The 16,632-nt window shown below is 58.4% G+C and carries 15 protein-coding genes; 6 read left to right on the plus strand and 9 right to left on the minus strand.

The window, feature by feature from the left end; translation table 11 throughout:
- Positions 1-160: 160 nt before the first annotated feature.
- Positions 161-916, plus strand: coding sequence for an SDR family oxidoreductase (locus tag ABH912_RS08845; protein WP_429510412.1), 756 nt, complete (start codon positions 161-163; stop codon positions 914-916).
- A gap of 63 nt (positions 917-979) precedes the next feature.
- On the opposite strand, the gene ABH912_RS08850 is transcribed toward ABH912_RS08845, so the two are convergent.
- The 4 genes from ABH912_RS08850 to ABH912_RS08865 form a co-directional block, all read right to left on the minus strand.
- Complete coding sequence (locus ABH912_RS08850; RefSeq protein WP_429510413.1) at positions 980-3,388, minus strand: efflux RND transporter permease subunit; 2,409 nt, start codon at positions 3,386-3,388, stop codon at positions 980-982.
- Entirely contained in the window at positions 3,385-4,485 is a 1,101-nt protein-coding gene (locus ABH912_RS08855; protein WP_429510414.1) for a WD40/YVTN/BNR-like repeat-containing protein, read from the minus strand. The genes ABH912_RS08850 and ABH912_RS08855 overlap by 4 nt, the downstream gene beginning before the upstream one ends.
- 88 nt (positions 4,486-4,573) lie before the next feature.
- Complete coding sequence (locus ABH912_RS08860; RefSeq protein WP_429510415.1) at positions 4,574-5,926, minus strand: DUF1329 domain-containing protein; 1,353 nt, start codon at positions 5,924-5,926, stop codon at positions 4,574-4,576.
- A 24-nt stretch (positions 5,927-5,950) separates the two neighbouring features.
- Positions 5,951-7,603, minus strand: coding sequence for a DUF1302 domain-containing protein (locus ABH912_RS08865; protein ID WP_429510416.1), 1,653 nt, complete (start codon positions 7,601-7,603; stop codon positions 5,951-5,953).
- Between the two features lie 465 nt (positions 7,604-8,068).
- Between ABH912_RS08865 and ABH912_RS08870 the strand changes: the two genes are divergently transcribed.
- The gene (locus tag ABH912_RS08870; protein WP_033060194.1) at positions 8,069-8,758 is read left to right on the plus strand and encodes a GntR family transcriptional regulator; all 690 of its coding nucleotides are present in this window, start codon (positions 8,069-8,071) and stop codon (positions 8,756-8,758) included.
- Positions 8,759-8,837: 79 nt separating this feature from the next.
- On the opposite strand, the gene ABH912_RS08875 is transcribed toward ABH912_RS08870, so the two are convergent.
- From ABH912_RS08875 to ABH912_RS08885, 3 genes are all read right to left on the minus strand, one after another.
- Positions 8,838-10,475, minus strand: a complete 1,638-nt coding sequence (locus ABH912_RS08875; RefSeq protein ID WP_429510417.1) for a bifunctional 3-(3-hydroxy-phenyl)propionate/3-hydroxycinnamic acid hydroxylase — start codon at positions 10,473-10,475, stop codon at positions 8,838-8,840.
- Between the two features lie 100 nt (positions 10,476-10,575).
- Positions 10,576-11,139, minus strand: a complete 564-nt coding sequence (locus ABH912_RS08880; protein WP_033060190.1) for a VOC family protein — start codon at positions 11,137-11,139, stop codon at positions 10,576-10,578.
- Positions 11,140-11,179: 40 nt separating this feature from the next.
- Positions 11,180-12,196: a fumarylacetoacetate hydrolase family protein gene (locus ABH912_RS08885; protein WP_429510418.1), complete on the minus strand. Its 1,017-nt coding sequence runs from the start codon at positions 12,194-12,196 to the stop codon at positions 11,180-11,182.
- Here ABH912_RS08885 and ABH912_RS08890 point away from each other — a divergent pair.
- The 4 genes from ABH912_RS08890 (at position 12,159) to ABH912_RS08905 (ending at position 15,136) form a co-directional block, all read left to right on the plus strand.
- Positions 12,159-12,740, plus strand: a complete 582-nt coding sequence (locus ABH912_RS08890) for an amino acid synthesis family protein (protein ID WP_429510419.1) — start codon at positions 12,159-12,161, stop codon at positions 12,738-12,740. The genes ABH912_RS08885 and ABH912_RS08890 overlap by 38 nt on opposite strands.
- Before the next feature lie 70 nt (positions 12,741-12,810).
- Positions 12,811-13,926, plus strand: a complete 1,116-nt coding sequence (locus ABH912_RS08895) for an alcohol dehydrogenase catalytic domain-containing protein (protein ID WP_033060184.1) — start codon at positions 12,811-12,813, stop codon at positions 13,924-13,926.
- A 69-nt stretch (positions 13,927-13,995) separates the two neighbouring features.
- Positions 13,996-14,547 (plus strand): cupin domain-containing protein, encoded by a 552-nt coding sequence (locus ABH912_RS08900; protein ID WP_033060183.1) that lies wholly within the window; start codon positions 13,996-13,998, stop codon positions 14,545-14,547.
- Between the two features lie 37 nt (positions 14,548-14,584).
- Positions 14,585-15,136, plus strand: a complete 552-nt coding sequence (locus ABH912_RS08905) for an NADPH-dependent FMN reductase (protein WP_429510420.1) — start codon at positions 14,585-14,587, stop codon at positions 15,134-15,136.
- Here the strand turns inward: ABH912_RS08905 and ABH912_RS08910 are convergent.
- Together ABH912_RS08910 and ABH912_RS08915 are read right to left on the minus strand one after the other, a co-directional pair.
- Positions 15,120-15,641 (minus strand): hypothetical protein, encoded by a 522-nt coding sequence (locus ABH912_RS08910; protein ID WP_429510421.1) that lies wholly within the window; start codon positions 15,639-15,641, stop codon positions 15,120-15,122. The two genes, ABH912_RS08905 and ABH912_RS08910, sit on opposite strands and share 17 nt — an antisense overlap.
- 39 nt (positions 15,642-15,680) lie before the next feature.
- Positions 15,681-16,586: a LysR substrate-binding domain-containing protein gene (locus ABH912_RS08915; RefSeq protein ID WP_429510422.1), complete on the minus strand. Its 906-nt coding sequence runs from the start codon at positions 16,584-16,586 to the stop codon at positions 15,681-15,683.
- Between the last annotated feature and the right edge of the window lie 46 nt (positions 16,587-16,632).

The following is a 16,632-nucleotide window of genomic DNA, read 5'->3' on the forward strand; positions in this document are numbered from 1 at the left end:
CGTGAGCCAGCGATAGGTGGACTAAAGCAAATAAACGCCGTTAATGCCACCTGCCGCTCAGACTTCCGACCACCTGTCGGCCCACGCCAATGGCCGCCCGATACGCCCGTTGCCAAGGTGTTTAATGACTGTCCCAACACACCGCATCGGGAGACCGGCCATGAAATTCGTCATCATTGGAGGAAGCGGGCTGATCGGCAGCAAAGTCTGCCAGAACCTCCAGGATTTGGGGCATGAAGTCATCTCAGCGTCACCGAGTACCGGCATCAACGTCATCACCGGCGCGGGCCTGGCGGACGCGCTCAAGGGCGCCGACGTGGTGGTCGACGTGGCCAACTCCCCCTCATTCGAGGATCACGCGGCGTTGCATTTCTTTGAGACCGCCGGGCATAACCTGTTCGCTGCCGAGAAAGTTGCCGGCACCAAACACCATGTTGCCCTGTCAGTCGTCGGCACCGAACGTATGCTCGAGAGTGGATATTTCCGGGCCAAAATGGCCCAGGAAAAACTCATCAAGGCATCGGGCATTCCCTACACCATCCTGCGCGCCACGCAGTTCTTCGAGTTCATTGGCGCCATTGCTTACTCGGGTCGCGAGGACGGCAACACCATCCATTTAACGTCCGCCGCGTTGCAACCGGTGGCCTCGGTCGATGTCGCCGCCGCACTGACGGCTATCGCTCAAAAAGCGCCGATCAATCAGACCGTGGAAGTGGCCGGGCCGGATCGCCGACCCATTGTTGAATTCGTAAGTGAGTACCTGAAACACACCAAGGACCCGCGCGAAGCCGTTTCGGATGACACGGTTCCTTACTTCGGCGCCCCGATCAATGACAAGTCCCTCACGCCAGGCGATAACCCCATTGTCGGAGCGACCCGGTTTGAAGACTGGCTAGAGATCGCACATCCCTCTTGAGTCGCCAGCGGCGATAATGACCAGCGGGTTCAGCGAAACTGAACCCGCTCTCGCCGTCAGGTATCACCCATGCGCAGGCAACGGCTGGTTCTTGGGCTTGAGCAGAAAATGCGCCAGTGCCGGAACCAGTACCAAAGCGCCCACCATGTTCCAGATGAACATGAACCCCAGCAGAATGCCCATGTCGGCCTGAAACTTGATTGGCGACAGCACCCAGGTGAGCACCGCAACGCCCAGCGTAATCCCTGTCATCACCACCACCTTGCCGGTGGAAAGCAGGGCCAGGTAGTACGCATCGGACAGGGTTGAGCCATTGCGCAGATTGGTGAGTGTCACACTGAGGATGTACAGCGCGTAATCCACACCGATCCCCACGCCCAATGCGATGACGGGGAGCGTCGCCACCTTGACGCCGATGTTCAGACCGACCATCAAGGCCTCACACAAAATCGACGTCAGCATCAACGGCAGCACCGTACACACCACCGCCCGCCAGGATCTGAAGGTGATAAAGCACAAGGCGATGACGGCCGCGTACACCATGAACAACATCTGCACGTTCGAACGCTTCACCACGATATTGGTGGCCGCTTCGATCCCGGCATTGCCCGCCGCATTGAGGAACTGGAGCTGGTCGGTGTTATGGGTCGCCGCGAACTGCTCGACGGTCTGCACCACACTGGTGAGCGTGTCCGCCTTGTGGTCCTTGAGGTAGACGTACACCGTCAGCAGGTCGCAGTTTTGATTGAACAGTTCTCGGGGCGCGCGGGTGATGATCGCGTTCAGTAACCCCTGGTTACGGGGTATCTCATACCAGGTCATGCTGCCTTCATTCATGCCCGCTGCGGCCTGCTTGCTCAGCGCCGCCAACGACGTCGTGGACACCACGCCCGGCAGTTGTTGCAGCTGCGCCTCCAGCGCATCGACCGACACCAATGTCTGATAGTTGGCGCAGAAGTATTGCGGTGTTTTCACCATCACCACGTACTTGTCACTGCTGGCGGAAAAGTTGCTGACCATGAAGCGGTTGTCGCTGTTGTAGCGCGACTCCGGACGCAGTTCCGGCGCTCCGGGATTCAGGTCACCGATCTTCACGTGCAGGCTGACGGCAAAACCAGCCACCCCAAGGATCACGGCGATGAGGATGGCACCGCTCGCCCATTTGCGCTCGGTGAATCGATCAAGAAAAGCCCAGAACGGGTGCCGGGCGTGAAGCGCGTCCAGCTGCGAGAACTTGTCGTTCGCTGCTTCACGCTGTGCCGCTGCTTTGCTGACACCGGTGTACGACAACAGAATCGGCAACAGAATCAGGTTGGTGAAAATCAACGTCAGCACGCCGATTGTCGCGGCGACGGCGAGATCCTGAATCACAGGGATCTTGATAATCATCAACACAGCGAAACCCACAGCATCGGCCACCAGCGCCATCAGCCCGGTCAAAAACAATCGGCGAAAGGTGAAGCGTGCCGCCACCAGCTTGTCGGCTCCGCGCCCGATGTCTTGCATGATCCCGTTCATTTTCTGCGCGCCGTGACTCAACCCGATGGCAAACACCAGGAACGGAACGAGGATCGAATACGGATCAAGATCGAAGCCCAGGGTAGGCAGCAACCCTAGCAACCAGACCACGGCGATGATCGAACACAGCAGCACCAACAGCGTGCTGCGAATGCAGCGGGTGTACCAGAACAGCACGATGCCGCAAATCACCAGCGTCGCGGCGAAGAACAGCTGCATCTGCCGCATGCCGTCAATCAGATCGCCCACCACCTTGGCGAAACCGGTGATGTGGATTTTGATGTTGTCGGTTTCGTACTTGGCCCGAATCTGTTCGAGCTGGCTTGAGAGCGCGTTGTAGTCCAGCGGTTTGCCGTCGTCCGAGGTGATGTCCTGAAGCGGTAAAAGCACGATGCTGGACTTGAAGTTAGAGGCCACGAGTCGGCCGACTTCGCCCGACCGTTCGACGTTCTGTCGAACCTGTTCCAGGCTGCCGGCAGAGCCATCGTAGTTGTCAGGGATGACCGGGCCGCCGTCGAAACCCTCTTCTGTCACGCCGATCCAGCGGGTCGCCGGGGTCCACAAGGACTTCATGTACGACCGGTCGACACCAGGGAGCAAAAAGACCTCGTCGTTGATTTTCTTGACCGTCTCAAGGTAGGCGGCATCAAAAATGCTGCCCTGCCGGGCCTCGATCGCAATCCGCAGGGTATTGCCACCCTCCCCCAACTGGCCGCGATTCTTCAGGTAGTTCTGCACATAAGGGTGATCCGTCGGGATCATTTTTTCGAAGGCGGCGTTGAGCTTCAAACTCAGCGCCTGGTAGCCGAACACCAGGCTGAGCAAGACACAGATGCCCAAAATGATGCGGCGGTGATTGAACAAAAGCCGTTCAACCAGGGTGCCGGAAGAAGGATCGAAGGTGTCCGATTGAGGGACGGTGTGAGGCTCGGCAGTACGCGTAAAGCTGTTCATTGATCGTGCTCCGACGATTCCACGGCAACCACGGACGACAGCATGCCGCGTGCGCTGCTGATGATCAGGTCACCGTTCGCGGCTTGCGCCATGCCTGTGAAGTAACCGGGTTGAGTCACTTGAAGGAGAGAGGCTTTGGTATCGCCGCCCGCGAAACGCAGCACTCGGCCTGATTCATCGGTGAGCAATACCGAGCCATCGTCAAGGCGCAGGCCGCTGGTCAAGGTGACGGGTTGCAAGGTGTCGAGACGCTGCCAGGTCTCGCCGCGATCTTTGGACTCGAAGGCTTTGCCACGTAGCCCGAACGCCAGAATCGAACCGCTGCTGGTCGCCTGGAGCCCGAAGGTCGTGCCCTCATAGGGTGACGTCAGCGACTCAAAGGTCTGGCCCTCGTCACCTGAACGCAACAACGTGCCCTGTTCGCCAGCGACGAAAAGGTCCGCCCCTGCACGCTCGATGCTGTAGAGGTGCAAGCCGTTCGGGTTATCGAGACGCGAACGGATCGATTGCCAGCTGAGCCCGCCGTCATGGGTGACAAACGCCAAACCATAAGCGCCCACCACCAACCCGTTTTTGGCGTCCAGGAAGAGCAGATCGAGCAGGGGTTTGTCGGGGCCATCGTCCACCAGTTGCTGTGCTTGAGCGATTTTTTCCGCATTGTCGAAGCGTTTCGCTTCTTGCAGTTCGATCTCGGCTGCCTGGACGCCATCAAGCTGTTTGCTCCAGCTCAGCCCGCCATCCTGGCTGTGCAAGACAACCCCGGCGTGCCCGACCGCCCAGCCTTCGCGGTCATCGATGAAGCGAACCTTGACCAACGTCATGCTGATCGGGGAACTGACTTGCTTCCAGGTGCCGCCATTGTCATCAGAAACAATGATGAACCCTCGTTCGCCAACGGCCACGAGGCGTTGCCCTGCCCTCGCCACACTCAGCATGACCGATTGGGCCGCCATGGCGCTGGTGATCGATGGCTGCACCGGCAGTCCATCGGTTTGTGCCGCCGCAGCCGAACCGGTGAGCGCCGTGATGATCGACACGCTCAGCAGGAACGCCTTGAACGGATGCGGATGTAAAAGCCTGGGAGTCTGAATACGCATTTTCGAGCCTCGATGATGCGGTTCTGTGGACGCCGCGTCAGTGGCACGGCGTCCATGGAACACAAGTGTGAACACGCTGTTGCGAGGCTCAGCGCACCGACCCGGACGCTACCGAGTTACCGGTAAAGAAGTTCTCGGGCTTGCGCGGGATAACGCTGTAGGTTTCGCCGTTCAGGCTTTGCACGACGCTGTACGTCTTGGCTTGCAGGTTGTAGATCACCACCGGTTTCACCACCACCGCCGGGATGGAAGGCACAACGAATGGAAGCACTTGGGACACACGCCACAGCTTGCCTTCGGCGTCATAGCCATCGACCAGCGAGACCGTCCAGCTGTCTTCATCGATGTAGAATTTGCGCTTGGGCACGGCGTGGCGTTTACCCGCCGCGACCGTGGCTTCCAGCTCCCAGACGCGATGCAGTTCCCAGCGCACCTTGTCCGAGTTGAGGTGGTTAGCCGCAAAGGCATCGTCGCGTTTTTCGGCGTTGAATTTGTTGTCGTTGTACGGGATGTACAGCTCTTTTTTGCCGACCAGTTTCCAGTCATAACGATCCGGGTGGCCAATGAAGCCATGCACCTCGTCGAAGTAGTTGGCACCCGACGCCACGAAGTCTGGTGTGTCATAACCCACGGTAGGCGCGCGGCGCACGCGGCGTTGGCCGACCAGGTATTGCCAGGCTTCCCGCGGTTCCTGGGCGTTGATGCTGTCGTGCGTCACCAGCGATTCGCCGGCCTTGAACGGGGGTTCGTTGGTCAAGAAACGCAGCAGCGCATACTGCCCCGACCACTTATCCGCGCCGCCATCCTTGAAGTAATACGGGTACTGCCAGTTCTCGACGCCACGACTGGCCAGTGTTCGGGTTCCGTCAGCATTGCCGATGATGTTGGCGTAGCCCATCTGAATGGATTCGGCCTCGACGCGCAGCAGGAAATTCCAGATCACCTCGTTGCCGGTTTTAGGGATCGGGAACGGAATGCCGCCGTAACAGCCCTCCACCGACAATCCATTGCTGGTGGTCTTGCACTGGGTCGCGTTGGTAAAGGTGTTTTGATAAACGCTGTCGGGGGCCGCAGCGGTTCGATGAGTCGGGTACACATCGAGATGGAAGGTGTCGGGGTATTTGGCCAGCAAGGCTTTCGTCCCTTCGTTCAACTTGTCCGCGTACTGCGCAGCGTTCTTCGCAGTGATCTGCAACAGCGGCTTCTCACCGGGGAACGGATCGGCAGGCATGTCGCCGGATTTTGCCCCGGCCACTTCCTTGGTCAACCCGCCGGTCCAGGCCGGAATGGAACCGTCGGCATTGCCGGCCTTTTCGGCGCCCATGGGGGTCAAGGTGGTTTTGAGCTTCGCCGCCTCGTCAGGGCTCACCGCCGCGAATGCAGTGCTGGCGCAGATTGAGATCGACAGGGTGGAAAGCAACAGCAGTTTAATTTTTGTCATTATCAGGGCCCGCCTGTTCTTTGCTTAAAAGGTTCGCTGGATCGAGAACGCCACAAAATCCCGGTCTTTCATGTTTTGCTGGTAGGTGAACGAGTTGGAGGAGTTGATGACAGGTCCCGCCTCACCGAAAAAGTTGGTGTAGGACAGCGAGGCGTACCACTGTTTCTTGTAATCGGCCTTGAGGCCCAACGTCAGGTCCCCGCCATGTTCCGGGCCGAACGCCTGAGGCGTGACGGAAGAGCGCCCGGAAGGGTTATAACCAATGGTGATCGGGGCTTGAACGTCGATGCCGGGGAAGACCTGGAAGTACTGCGGCTCGAAGGTGAAGCGCAGCGCGAAGGCATTGCGAGTGGTGTTGGGGTCCAGTTGATCGGCATTTTTGCTCACGCTCAGTCGACGATTGAACGCCAGTTCACCGACGAACGAAGCACCGTCCCACAGCGCGGATCCGCCGTAGACATTGACCATCGACACCTGGGCATGCCACGACTTGCCGATGGGGTACGCCGGGTTCGAATCGTTGTCGGAATCCATACCGGTGATGATCGTTCCGCCGACGCCCGCCAATGGCGTGTCGAGCCGAATCGAGGTTTCACCCGCGATGTTGGCTTCGCCGACCAGGGTGCTGAAACTTGCACCGAACACTTTGACGTCCTCGGGATAAACGTTGACGAACGTGTCATCAGCACCGGGGACCAGCGCGGCCGGACGGAAGTAAAACACCGGGGTCTTTTCGTGATATTTCGCGGCGTACAGACCGAACTCCCAGTCCTCGACGGCAAACTTCAGTTGCGCACCAAACTGCCCGGAATCTTTGGCATCAATGTCCTTGCCGTGGCGTAGTTCGCCGGTAGGAAAGAACACCCGCTCCCCGCCTTCGCCGACAAAATCCGCGCCGCTGAAATAGCTACCCGCTGCGGGAAGGCGCGTCTTGTTCCACTCGAATTGGTAGTAGGCGCCGACGCTGACCGTGTCGTTCAGCTGCCAGTTGCCTGACACCTGTTTGGTCGGCATCAGAATTTCCTTGAATTGGGAACTCGGGACGGACTGAAGCTTCACCAGGTCAACGGTGGACTGAGCATTGGCGATGCCGTTGGCCCCGAAGAACAGGCTTTCACCGTAGATTTGCGTGAACTGGCCGAGTCGCCCGGACAACGACGTCGTGCCGATTTCCTTCGAGCCATAAACAAACGCATCGAGGATTTCGGTGTGCTGTTCGTGGATGCGGCGGGTGTCGCTGGTGAACTCATCGTGCTCGACACTCAACGAGTTGGCGGTGCCGGGAGAGTCGTTATCGTTGTCGTGGGCGTAGACATTGTCGTACCAGGAGGCGGCACTCAGGCGAGCACCGACGTCTTTGTACTTGATGTCGAATTCGGACAGGACATCCAGGCGATTGGAGATGAGCCCACGATCAAAATTTCGGTCGCCATCGTCCAGGTTGGGATTGCTGTTGGACGTGCCTGGGCCGACCGCGACCTTGTGATCAAGTTTGTTCACGCGCCAGGCGTTGCTGTACTTGATCGTGTTGTCCCAGGTGGCCGAAAGATCGGGATTACCCGTGTCGATCTGGAAGGCGTGCGAGGGCGTTGAGAGGCTCAGCAGCACCGTTGCGCTGACCGCGCAGGCGATGCTGGAAACCGGCAACGGGCAGAGCCGCTGGTTGGCTGTTTTCATGAAGATGTTCCTGTTTTTTTGTTTTTGTAAAAGGTCATCCACTCGCAGCATTGGCTGCGAATACCACGGGTGCGGCGGCGTTTCTTCCCTGTCCGTTCTGGTCAGATTTACGAGCCCGACCACTTATGCGCAAAACATGATTTGCTGCATTCAATATCACTTTGTGCACAAAACGTAATCCTGCACAAATTCAATGTCAAGAACATTCGGGAGGTCATTCGGATAGCTGGGGGCGGGGATTACGGCAGGCGAGAAGTCCGTGAGGACAGCAGAGGCATGCGTGTTGAAATGGATGGTGGGAAGGAGGTTGGAGGCAAAGGGCCGGTCTAGAGCGTCCGAAAGACGGCTCGTCCATTTCCCCCTTGCGACGAAGGAAAATTTATGCGCAATGCGAAATTCATCCTTTGCACCAAACAACTTTTTGCGCATAAAATCCGTTTAGTGCAAATTTCAGGATGACCCATCATGATCCCCTCCTCCCCCAACAGTCCGCTGATCGAAGTCGCATTGACCAAGATGAAAAAAGCGATTGTTTGTTGCGAGCTGGCCCCCGGCGAAAAACTCAAAGTCGCCGAACTGTCCAAGACCTATGGGCTCAGCAGCTCGCCCATTCGTGAGGCGCTCAATCGCCTGACGCAGGACGGCGTTGTCGAAGCCAGCGATAACAAAGGGTTCAGGGTTGCCCCGATTTCCACCACGGATTTCCGCGACATCACGCGGATGCGCTGCTTGCTGGAATGCGAGGCGCTGGGCGATGCCATCAAGTTTGGCGATGACGCCTGGGAAGCCGATGTGCTGGGCGCGTTTCACCGCTTGAATCTGGTTGAGAAAAAACTCGGGACTGGTGTGCTGGTGCTCGACGATGACTGGTCGACCCGGCACAAGGCGTTCCACTTCGCGCTGTTCGCGGCGTGCCCATCGCCGTTGATGCTGAAGATGATCGACTCCCTGTTTGACCGGGCTGAGCGCTACAGACGCTTCTCTGCCAAGCAGAGAATCCGCCAACGCCACAAGGGCAATGAGCACCAGGATTTGATGGATGCTGCGCTGGCACGGGACTCTGAAAAAGCGGTGACGCTGTTGCGCAACCACATTCAGGACACCCTGGAGCGAACCATTGAAGCGATCGAGCGCCAACAGGCGACGCTTCAATAGATCAACCGGGATTGCAAAAAAAGCCCTTCGCCATGCAACTGCTTTCGTGGACAGTGCAAAGCGAAGGGCTTTCTGTTTTCTACTGACTTAGCCCTTGGGCAAATTTGATCATCGGGTCAATGGCGCCGCCATCACTCGGTTCAGGCTTCTTGCACCACAGCGCAAGCTCCATCCCCTCCAGCAACTCCATCGCCCAGGCAACCGTGACCGCCCCGCCGTACACGTAGTGATCCGGCCGCACGATGACGACATTGCAGCCTCGGCTCTCCAGCCATTGCGCCAACACCCCATCGACTTCCTGATAATCATCCACGGTGCGTGGGCCTGACTGTTGAGGGTCGACCAATCGCACGACATGGATGGGCAGACCTTTGAGCGATTGACTGCTGCGCAGGCATCTCAACAAAGCGCTGGCGTCGAACCCGGGGGCAATGACCACTCGGAAGGACTGGCCGGTAAACTCATCCAGCAGCGCGGTCTTGCCGGCATGGTTGATGACCATCGGTTGCGGAAACAGCTCACCGGCAGGCGCGACCTGCGCGACAAATCCTTGAGACAACCCCGGAATCAGCGATTGCCTGATGGTCCCTGCCGGGTTCTCTGTCATCTGCCGGATCAACCGCGCATCGCGGATTGCGGCTTTCTCGCTGTCGCGTTCGCAAATCACGCCACCGAACTCCTTGGCCGCCATCGTCGTTTGGCGCACATGAGGCACGCGTTCAGTCTGGTAGGTATTCAGGAACGCCGGGGCGGCCAGCCCTTCTTTCACCAGCGCAAGCTTCCAGACCAGGTTCAATGCATCGCGAATCCCCTGGCACATGCCTTGCGCCAGGAAGGGCGGCGTCATGTGCGCCGCATCCCCGAGGAAGAACACCCGGTCGGACTGCCACTGCTCAAGGATCAGTGCGTGGAATCGATAAGCCGACGCCCGCCATAGCTGATAGTCACCCTCCGGCAACCAGCGGGAGATCAGCTTCTTGATCGCTTCGGGTTGTGAGATTTCCGTCGGTTGTTCGTCAGGATTGATCATGAACTCCCAGCGCCGATGCTGACCCGGTCCGACGACAAAAGTACAAGGCCGGGCCAGTTCGCAAAACTGCACGTTGGTCTTCGGCAGATGCTCGCCCGCCCCTTCATTGAGAATCACATCGACCACCAGCCACGGTTCATCGAACGCCAGGTCCTCCATCTTCAGGCCCAGTCGGGTGCGGATCGGGCTGGTGCCGCCATCACACGCCAGCACATAGTCCGCCGTGACCGTGCGTTCGGTGCCGTCTTTGGCCCGAATCCGCACATCCGCTTGCGAGCCTGTGGAATCGACCGACAGAACCTCTGAACCGAGCTCTACAGTGACTGATTTCAAATCGGCAATTTTGCCGCGCAGTGCACGCTCGACGGGCGGCTGCGAGAACACATAATTCGGTGCCCAACCCAGCGGAAAAGGAGGCTTGGCGGCATCAATGCGCTTGATCAGCGCAGAGCCGGTGGTTCGGTACTCCGAGGGGCGATATGGCATGACATGTTCGGCGATCTCATTGGCCAGGCCGATGTTGCCGAAAACACGCATCACTTCGTGGTCAAACCCCATCGCCCTGGGGTTGGTGTACACCGTTTCGGACTTGTCCACGACGAGGGCCTTCAGCCCCCACATGCCGGCCAGATTTGCGCACAGAGCACCCACCGGACCCATTCCAACAATGATGACATCGTAGTCCATCGTCTACTCCGCTTTTTGTTTTTATCCAGTGCGACGTCTGGTTGATGAACAGGCGTGTGCGTGCCCATCAACCAGGCTTCAACATCCACAAATCGGCAAGTTATAAGCCGATTCGAACCCGCTGTTCTTCGATCTTCGCGCGGATGGAGTTCTTCCACTCTTCTCGCGTCTGGAAGCCAGGACGGCGCTTACACATGGCTTCGGTCTGGGCCAGGATGACCTCGCTCGGCAGCTCCAGATCGAGGGGTTCCTTGCAGGGTTGTGCGGTGTAGAACGGCGCATCGACGTACATTTCGATGGGGTTGCCTTCTGGGTCTTTGAAGTACATCGACCAGGCGTTGCCATGGTCCACCTGAGCGATCCCTTCAATGCCGCTGCTTTTGGCGAACTGGTAGTAAGTCTTCAAGTCATCCAGCGTGTTCAGCAGGAACGACAACTGATTGATCGGGTTGAACGGCAGGTCGACAGGCTTGCCGTCAAAGAGCACGACCTGGTGATGCAACTCCGGGTTCTGGGTCATGAAAAACAACCGATGCCCCGTTGAGGCGACACCTTTGTCACTGACGATGAAGCCTAAGGTACGGCAGTAGAAATCGACCATGCGATCGAGGTCTGCGCAAAACACGCCGGAGTGGGTGAAATTGATAGTCGGTAAGGCGGGCATGTGGAACCTCCAGTTTTTATGATTGTGTAGAGGACAACGCTTAGGCTTCGTCAATAACGCCGTTCGATAGCGTCCCGATTTCCGTGATCACTACTTCGAAAATATCACCGGGTTTAAGGAAAATCGGTGGATTCCTCTTGAAGCCGATTCCGCTCGGCGTACCGGTGGCCAGAATGTCGCCCGGGTTCCACGCCAATGCCTTCGACACGTACGAAATCAAATGCGGAATGTCGAAGGCCAACTCTGAAAGTCTGCCTTCCTGCAACTGCTCACCATTGAGTACCCCGCGTACCACCAGCTTACGGTAATCGGAAATTTCCGAAGCTGGAATGAGCCATGGGCCCAGCGCACCGGTTTTTCTGAAGGTCTTGCCCATGCCGTACTGGTGCGTATGGAACTGCCAGTCGCGAACGCTGGCGTCGTTGAAGCAGGTGTAACCCGCGACGTGATCCATCGCATCGGCCGGATCGATATGCGCCCCTCCTTTCCCGATCACCACGGCCAGCTCGGCTTCGAAATCAAACTGCTCGGATACCTGAGGCCTTACCAGTGGTTCTCCGTGAGGCAGCAGCGTTTCGGCGAAACGCTGAAAAATCACTGGGAATTCACCGACCTTTCTGCCGGCTTCTTCGGCATGCGCCACATAGTTAATGCCCACGCAAATCACCTTCCCGGGATTGGGGATGACGGCTTCCAGTTCAACGCTTGAAAACGGGTAGTCGGGTGGCGCGGCCTCTACGATCTGGCGAGCCTCCTGCATCAAGGCCGGGTCGGCCAAGAAGGATGCAAGGTCCGGAACCTGGGTAAAACGGCGGGTCAGCTCGACCACCCCGTCACCGGACACGGCGCCGAAATGGGCCTTCCCCTCTTTGCGGTACGAAATCAGCTTCATGTTCTTCTCCTGTTTTTTATGCACAAAAACTAATTTCTTGCACCATACATCATAAAATGCATAATGCAAAAGGCCGGTTTTAAAAAAATGACGAGCCGCTTGAGGCTCTCGGTTCTGGAGGTTAGGCATGTCGCTAGTGATGGTTCGCAAGGTAAAACTGGACATCGAAGAAGTGTTCCACGAAGGCGGGCCTCGCTCGTCGGTCCCGCTCAGGATTGCGGTCGCCACCGCCGTGGTCGCCAATCCCTACGCAGGTCAATATGTAGAGGACCTGCTGCCGTTCATGCAGGAACTGAGAGGGTTAGGCGCGCAGCTGTCGGAGCAACTGATCCATGCACTGGGCGGCGCCAGTCATGTACAAGCCTATGGCAAGGGTGCAATCGTCGGCGAAGACGGCGAGTTGGAACACGGTGCGGTCTGGCATGAAGCCGGTGGTTGGGCCATGCGCGAAGCCCTCGGCAATCCGAAGGCGATCGTGCCGGCGGCGAAGACCATCGGTGGCCCTGGTTGCCGGGTGATGATCCCGCTTGGGCACATCCAGGCGGCCTATGTGCGCAGCCACTTCGGCGTGGCTGAAATGACCGTATGGGACGGCCCTCGTCGCGGCGAAATCGCTTTTGGCCTGGCCATGGCCACGGGCGGACGGATTCATGCGCGACTCGGTGGTCTGGCTGCCAGCGAGGTGAAGGGCGAAGACGGGCTGCGTTAGTGCCGAAGATTTGAAGCGTGCTGCAGGGTTACATACCACTACAAAAACAATATGTGTGTTGGAGAACATCATGACTGCAAAAACTATGCGCGCCGCACGTCTGTATGAAGGCGGTAAACCCATGGTCATCGAGCAAGTGTCCGTCCCCGAGATTCGTCCGACCGAAGTACTGGTGAAGATCAAGGCCTGCGGGATCGTCCCGAACCTGCACAACATCCTCACCAACTGGGTCAAATGGTTCCCGCATAACCCCCTGCCGAAACTCCCTGCCATTTTCGGACTGGACCCTTCAGGTGTCGTCGAAGCTGTCGGCGCCCAGGTCTACGACTTCAAGGTCGGTGACCGGGTTTACGTCAATCCGGGAAGGCACTGCGGTTCATGCCGGGCCTGCCGCGCGGGCAACACCATCGCGTGCACCGCCTATACGTTCAACGGTTACTTCGGCTTCACTCCGAAAAGCCCACGCATGTTCGAAGACTACCCCTACGGTGGCCTTTGCGAGTACATCCCTGCCCCGCAATACAGCCTGGTCAAACTGCCGGACAACATCAGTTTCGAAACCGCTGCACGCTTGGGTTATCTGGGCACCGCCTACAAAGCATTGCTCAAGGCCAACGCAGGTCCTGGCAGCACGGTGTTGATCAACGGAATCAGCGGCACACTCGGCCTGGGCGCCGTAGCACTGGCGCTGGCCATGGGCGTTCGTAAAATCCTCGGCACCGCCCGAAACCAGGACTTGTTCCAGAAGGTGAAAGACCTGGCGGCCCCGGGCCGGATTGAAATTCACACCCTCGGCACGATTCCCACCCACGAATGGGCCTATCAAGTGACCCATGGCGAAGGGGTCGATGTCGTCATTGATGCCCTAGGCCCGGGCGCCCCCCACGAGAGCCTGACCCAGGCGCTTAAATCCCTCCATCGCGGTGGGCATCTGGTGAACGTCGGCGCCATCGCCGGCGAAGTGCCGATTGATCTGCACTGGATCATGGACAACGACATCCAGATCAGCGGATCGGCCTGGTTCACCACCGGACAAGGCCAAGCCATGGCGGACATGGTTGAGTCCGGGGTGCTTGACCTCTCGTTCTTCGAAAACACGGCCTTCAGTCTGGAGGACGTCAACAGCGCGATTACCGGTATCGAAAACCGCCATGGCGGCTTCAGCAACTACGTCATCTGTCCTTGACTAAACTCAGCGAGTGGAGCGGTTCAACCGCCCCTCGCTGACTCTTTGACTGCCCGTTGAGTAACCCCTATGAAGATAAGAAGAATCGTCACCGGCCACGACGAACAGGGCAATTCCGTGTTCGTTTCAGATGACTTTGCCCCAAGAGCCCAGTCCTTTGCCTCAATCCCGGGGCACGCGATGGCACAGCTGTGGACGACGCCTGCCCAGCCGACACTCCTCGAAAAAGAACGCGACCCGACGCTTGATCACGCCTCGCTGATTCCTCCTCAGGGCGGCACCAGCATCGCCATGTTCGATTTCCCACCCGACACCGTCATGCAGAACCTCGCCGATGGCGTCCAGGCCTTTAGCGAGTTGAGCGCTGCACTGCCGGGCTTGATCGAAAGCTTCGAGCCGGGCCATCCGGGCATGCACACCACTGCCACCATTGATTACGGAATCATTCTGGAAGGTGAGATGTGGCTGGAGCTGGATAACGGTCAGAGCCGTCTGGTAAAGGCCGGCGACATCGTTATTCAAAATGGCACGCGACACGCGTGGCGCAACAAAAGTGAGCGGATTGCCCGGGCACTGTTTGTGATGATCGGAGTGTCACCCGCAGAGAAACAGGCTGTGTAGTTGTTTGATTACTCATCTCTCGGATTGAAGGATTTTTATGGCCACTCATCGTCTGCTCGGTATTTCAGGCAGCCTGCGTTCACAGTCCACGAACACAGCGGTACTCAAGTCCCTTGGCGCTCGATTGGGCGATCAGGCAGAAATGAGTCTCTTCGCGCTGAATGACATCCCCCTGTACAACGCAGATATCGAAACGCAAGCGCTTCCGGCATCCGTGGCGGCATTGAAAGAGGCCATCGCACAAGCCGACGGTTTGATCATCTGCTCGCCTGAATACAACTACGGCACCTCCGGCGTGCTGAAAAATTCGCTGGATTGGGCCTCCCGCCCGGGCTTCAATTCACCGCTGAAAAACAAACCCGTGCTGATCATGACCTCTTCACCCGGCGTGCTTGGCGGAGTGCGTGCCCAGTCTCAACTGCGGGAAACGCTGTCGGCCACGCTGTCCAGGGTCATTTGCGGCCCTCAGATCGTCATTCCCGGCGTGAATCAAAAGATCCAGAACGGCCACTTCGTCGACGAAACAACGATCGAGTTCATGCTGGCGGGGGTCGATCATTTGATCGCTGAAATCAAGCGCCTGGCTTAACGTCACCGCGGTAGTAAGTGGCGTGTTTGGCCAGCCACTGTTTCCCGAGTTCGATATCCTCTTTGCGCCTGGCCAGGATCCAGTCCGACGTCCGAGGGACGCCATGCTTGTCCTGGCCCAAGGCCTGACCCACCAACACCTCGGCTTGAGGAAGAATCAGGAAGCTGAACACCCCCGTAGAGGTCGCGCCTTTCTTGAGGGACTTCCATGTGCCGTAAAGATAGTGACCGTCATACAGTTCACAAGAGCCCTGCCACAGGTAACCACCAATATTGTTGGCGTTGCGCAGTCGAAGTCGTCCACTGTCGATATCGACATCGACCGTCTCAATGACCCATTGATTGGGGTCGTCGGCATCCTGCCAGGTCGATGCCCAGAAGCCGAGCAGATCGTCCCGGCGCGAGTATTGCCAGTGGCTCAGAAGCCTGGGAAGCAATAGCGTCAGCACAACACCAAAGGCCGCGCTGCCGAATGAAATAAAGACGTTTTCCAAGGTGCTGCCCATGGCAAGAGACCTCTGGACTGAGCTGACTGGAAGCTTAGCTCACGGCCCCAACGCGGGTATCCGCGCCTTCAGATACCCGATAAACGCGGTGACCTTGGGCGAGGGCAAATGCTCGCGCGCCGTCACGGCGTTGAGGTCCTGGGGCGGGCCGATCCACTCCGGCAACACCCGGCACAACCGCCCTGCTTCCACGTCCGCCTGCATGCTTTGATCCATCCCCAGGCTCAGCCCTTCCCCGGCGCACAACGCCTCTTTCAACAACGCCGGGTCGTTGGCGATGATCGACGGCTCGACCCGATATTGCCGCAGCTTGGCGCCGGCCTTGCGCATCGGCCAGACATAGCCGACGTCCCGCCTGGCCTGGTGCAACACCAACGCACGGTGCTGGATCAGCTCGTCAGGTGTGGTCGGTTGGCCGTGACGCTCGATGTATTCAGGCGCTGCGTAGATGCCTGTCGCGTAACTGGCCAATCGGCGAGCCACCAGGCTTGAGTCCGGCAAAGCCCCCAAACGCAACGCCACGTCGATCTCCTCCCCGACCAGATCCAGCGGCACATGGGACGCCAGAATCTCCAGTTTGATTTCCGGATACGCCTGGCAGAAACCGGCCACCAGCGGTGAAAACCAACTGACCCCGAACGAGTACGGCACCGTCACCCGCAACCAGCCGCGCGGACCGTCGCGCAGTTGATGCACCGCCAGTTCGGCGTGCTCCAGCGTGGTGGCGATGTCCTTGCATTGATCAAAGTAAACCGCCCCCGCCTCGGTGAGGCTCAACTGGCGGGTGGTGCGGCGCAGCAGTTGCACGCCGATGGCCTGCTCCAGTTCGCGCACCCGCCGGCTAACGGTGGTCTTGGGAATCTGCAAGGCATGGGCCGCGGCGGTAAAACTGCCCAGGCGTACCACCCGCACAAACACCAACGTGTCATTCAAGTCCCTGATCATCGGGCCGCCTGCGAGGTAAAGGGGAGATAGCGCGATTGTGCCACCA

This window comes from Pseudomonas sp. BT76 TE3572, from assembly GCF_050435365.1.
Classification (GTDB): domain Bacteria; phylum Pseudomonadota; class Gammaproteobacteria; order Pseudomonadales; family Pseudomonadaceae; genus Aquipseudomonas; species Aquipseudomonas fluorescens_W.